We start from the raw sequence: 4,215 nt of genomic DNA, 5'->3' as shown, positions 1-4,215 counted from the left end.
CGAATATGATCAATCATTCCAGAAGTGGAACCGGCGTAATCGGCCGTCTGCACCACGTCTGGAGAGCATTCGGGGTGGGCTATCACTTCAATCCCGGGAAATTGTTTTCGATAAACGGCGATATCTTCTTTTGTGAATGTTTCATGAACCATGCAACGACCCGGATGAGTAATCGTGGTGACACCCGTTTCATGTGCAACGTTTTTTCCCAAATATTCATCGGGAATAAAAATAACTTTATCGGTTTTGAGTGATTTCACAATGCGTGCAGAATTGGCGGAGGTACAGCAGATATCCGACTCAGCCTTGATAGCGGCGGTGGTGTTGATATAGCAAACCACCGGCACACCCGGATGTTTTGCCTTCAACGCGCGCACATCTTCCACCGTAATACTCTCCGACAGCGAACATCCGGCCTCAAGATCTGGGATCAAAACTTTACGGGCGGGATTCAGAAGTTTCGCGGTCTCGGCCATGAAATGAACGCCACAGAAAACAATTCGTTCACAATTAACTTCCGCCGCCTTTTTTGAAAGCCCAAGCGAATCACCCACAAAATCGGCGACACCATGATAAATTTCGGGGGTCTGATAATTGTGGACCAAAATCACCGCATTTTTTTCAACTTTGAGAATTTGGATTTGTTCGATCAGGGGGATATACAGATCCACTTCAAAAGGCGTTAAAACCTTTAAAAGTTTGTTTCGCAGGGCTTGTTGATTTTCAGGTGCCATTAAAAAACCTCTAAAAAACTACATACCTGTCATCCCCGCGAAGGCGGTGATCCGTAATTGATATCTGGTTCCCGACTTTCGTCGGGACGACGTCTGGATTCCTGCCTTCGCAGGAATGACAGAAAAATATAATTTTTCAGAGGGTCCTTAAAACACTTCAAAGCTTAGAGCCGTGATGGCATCTTGGCCGTTTAGCAGTCTTAAACCCTGATAAAATATCAGATTCGAATTGTCGATAGCGGAAACTGTTGCTTCTCCAAAAACAGGGACTCCAGAGACGGGACCCACGGGACAGCCGTTCCGGAGGGTTAATCTAAAAATCTCATAGGGTGTCGAAACAAAAAGTTTGTCTGTTGTTCCATCGCGGTACCATTGTGTTGCCGTTATTTTTTCAGCATCCAATTTATAACTGCAAACGGCGTTGGAGACAGAAGCCGGTGTTACCGCCAATAGCGTTGCACCGGCCGCCAAAAGAATCGTTCGTTGATCTGGACTTATTCCCGCATGGGTCAGAGGTTCCAAAACGTATTGTCCTAACGCGATGTTTTGGGATCGATCCAATTCAAAGCGCGTTGTCCCGTCTGTATTGGTAATCAAATGTAGAAAATCGAGCCCGGCACCATTGGCCCCCTCGCCATTATTCACAACCCTCGCACTATCCGCGTTCTCTCCAAAAAAAAGCGTTGGGTTTGGATTGGAACTGACCAACATTTGCGGACCAATCCCTGTTGAATTTCTTTCAAAGGTCCCATTGTTTCCGTTCCACGGATATAAAAAGACGGCGCCGTGTTCTCCAAGCGGTGTTCCATTGCGCGTTGTCGCGAAACGCGCGGGCACTGCAAGAGATCCGTTGAATAGCGCCAAACCCATCATGGGCGATGCAAAAAAATCGTCATGAAACTGGTCGGAGCCGATCTGAAGAGTGCGCGAAGAGAAAAAAGCAAAATCAGTCACGGCCCTGCGAACGCGGTCGATCACGGCAAAACCGGGGTGATTGTCCGAAGTCTTGGCAGTAACAGCGGCGTAGTTCACATCAATATTTTGCAGAGATAATGGAGTAAATGAAATCGGTTGTTTATCATCCGCACGCAGAGACAATGGAAAAAAAGAATTATCGCAGGTTATTTGTTCGAGACTGTCTGAAACGGGACAGCCAACAATCCGGTTGGAATCGGGTTGGATGCCTTCACATAAAAGTTGCAATTGATGATCGGCTAGAACAAGGTCTTTTAAATTGCAGTTGTCGAGTTGGGTCCAGCGTTCGGTAATGCCCGGGCGTACCGGAAGCCCGCCATCAAAACCGCCGTCCTCTCCCCCATCAGCATATCCACCGTCTACAGAGCCACCATCGCCGGCATCAAAATTTCCTCCATCCGGAATTTCCGGACCGGCGTCCCTCTTCGTTACGGGAGGAGGTCCTCCACAGCCATAACCGCCTCTTTCAAAAAACCATCGAAAAAAACTTTCAAAATAATCGGCAACCGGTGATGTTATAGATTTTATGGATGACATAGACCCTCCGATATCCTTATCGGCAACCTAGTTAAAATGTTGCTTAAAATAAACAAAAAAAATATAGGGGGTCCATGAAAAAAACAGGCGAACCCCTCAAAAAACTCATGGATATTGTAGCCATGCTTCGCGGTCCAAACGGCTGTCCGTGGGATAAAGAGCAGACTTATAAAGACATCAACCCCTACCTTTTGGAAGAGGCCCACGAAATTGTCGAAGCGATCGACAAAAATGATTTTCAGGGGCTCAAAGAGGAGCTGGGCGATCTGCTCGTCCATATTTTGTTTCACTGCCAAATGGCCACAGAAGACGGCAAATTCGATATGGCTGAGGTCATGCAAAATGCCTCGGATAAACTAATCCGCCGCCACCCTCATGTTTTTGGGGATGATAAAGCATCTGACTCCGCAAATTCTTCGAATTTGCTACGCGGTTTGGCAAAGCCAAACCTTGCCCCCACAACCCAAGAGGTTCTGGTCAACTGGGAGAAGATCAAACAAGAAGAGAACAAGCACAAAAGAGAGTCTATTTTGGAGGGCATTCCCAAAACAATCCCTGCTCTTATTAAGGCCCTCCGGCTTGGTGAAAAATCAAGCCGCGTTGGCTTTGATTGGCCCGATAGAAAAGGAATTATGTTAAAGCTTCATGAAGAACTTGAAGAGTTAAAAGAGGCAATGAAAGCAAAGGACCCGGCAAATATTGAAAGGGAATATGGCGATCTTTTATTTACCATGGCCAATCTGGGGCGGTTTTTAAAACTCGATCCCGAAAGTTCTTTGAGAAAAGCCTCCGACACCTTCACCACCCGCTTTCAATGGATTGAAAAGAAGGCAAAACAAAACGGAGAAATACTTCAAAATCTGACACCGGAAAAATGGGATAAACTTTGGAACGAAGCTAAAACTCATTTCAAAACTTCCTCGTAACGAAACTTTGGATTTTTGAGCGAGACGAGGAAGATGAGCGAAAAACCGCGAGGCGTAGCTCAAGCTACGTTGAGTGGTTTTTTGCGAAATCTGACGAAGTCGTAGCCAAAAATTCAAAGTTGCAGTAGAGGAGGTTTTGAAATGAGTTTTAGGGCTTTTCTTCTTCGGGAGGTTGAAACCACTTCGAAGCCGTCTTGAAAAGGGAACCTCTCACACTGTCTTCTTCCCACTGTAATTGAGTTTCCACAATATTAATTTGATCAAGCTTGGCATTAAATTCTTGTAATTTCTGCGTCAGTTGTTCGCTGAACATTTTGAGCTGTGGCTCAAGCTCCCTGATTTTTCGGTTGTGAACTCGCGCGGTGGTGGAGGCACTTGAAACTTTTTTGAGTTGGTTTTTTGAATCTTCAATATCCTTTTGAATGGGTGTGATTATATTTCTCAAATTGGTGATCTCATCGCCAAGAAGGACAACCTCTTCGACGAGTTTGCCTTGGTCGCTAATAAGTGCTTCTGCGGTGGTATTTGCTTCGGAATCGGCCCAGAGACTTTGCGAAAAGATCAGTGACATTATAAGAACCAGTGTTTTAAAAACTCCCCTTTTCATAACCACTCATCAATAATGCAAATTAAATGCCAAGAATTTTCCGAAGGGATTTATTTGCAACTCATTGAAATTGAAAATATTTTTTGGGACGACCAAAAGAAAAAATCCAAAACCGTCAAAATTTTTTCACCCACCGGCGTCAAACAAATGTCAAACCAGAAAGTAGCGGCACCATTCTGGTCAATTTTTAAGTCTGCAATTGCCGTTTGAACGGGTTTTTGTTAGTCGTCTCAAAATGATTAACAAGAAAGTGGAAACATGGCTTGCCTTGGCACAAGACGACCTCGATTTTGCCGAGGAAGTTTTGCAAAACAAAAAACGCCCGCATTACGCGGCCCATTTGTGCCACCAAAGTATTGAAAAGTTGATTAAAGCCATTGTTCAGGCAAGAATAGATTCCCACGGGCAAGCCCGTGGCACTTTTGAAAACGCGCTT

The 4,215-nt window shown here is 45.2% G+C and carries 5 protein-coding genes; 2 read left to right on the top strand and 3 right to left on the bottom strand.

Annotation, left to right across the window (positions count from 1 at the left end; translation table 11 throughout):
• Together nadA and HY877_01350 are read right to left on the bottom strand one after the other, a co-directional pair.
• A partial coding sequence (gene nadA / locus HY877_01355) for a quinolinate synthase NadA (GenBank protein MBI5298934.1) occupies positions 1-734 on the bottom strand: 734 nt, incomplete at its 3' end.
• A 147-nt stretch (positions 735-881) separates the two neighbouring features.
• The gene (locus HY877_01350; GenBank protein ID MBI5298933.1) at positions 882-2,246 is read right to left on the bottom strand and encodes a hypothetical protein; all 1,365 of its coding nucleotides are present in this window, start codon (positions 2,244-2,246) and stop codon (positions 882-884) included.
• 74 nt (positions 2,247-2,320) lie between these two features.
• On the opposite strand from HY877_01350, the gene mazG reads away from it, so the two are divergent.
• Entirely contained in the window at positions 2,321-3,172 is an 852-nt protein-coding gene (gene mazG, locus HY877_01345) for a nucleoside triphosphate pyrophosphohydrolase (GenBank protein ID MBI5298932.1), read from the top strand.
• A gap of 148 nt (positions 3,173-3,320) precedes the next feature.
• Here mazG and HY877_01340 read toward each other — a convergent pair whose 3' ends face one another.
• A complete protein-coding gene (locus HY877_01340; protein ID MBI5298931.1) occupies positions 3,321-3,743 on the bottom strand; it encodes a hypothetical protein in 423 nt (140 codons plus the stop codon).
• 271 nt (positions 3,744-4,014) lie between these two features.
• Here HY877_01340 and HY877_01335 point away from each other — a divergent pair.
• A partial coding sequence (locus tag HY877_01335; protein MBI5298930.1) for a HEPN domain-containing protein occupies positions 4,015-4,215 on the top strand: 201 nt, incomplete at its 3' end.

The sequence above is a fragment of the Deltaproteobacteria bacterium genome, assembly GCA_016213065.1.
Lineage (GTDB): Bacteria > UBA10199 > UBA10199 > SPLOWO2-01-44-7 > SPLOWO2-01-44-7 > JACRBV01.
The sequence above is the reverse complement of the archived record's forward strand: the minus strand, read 5'-3'. Positions and strand labels throughout refer to the sequence as shown.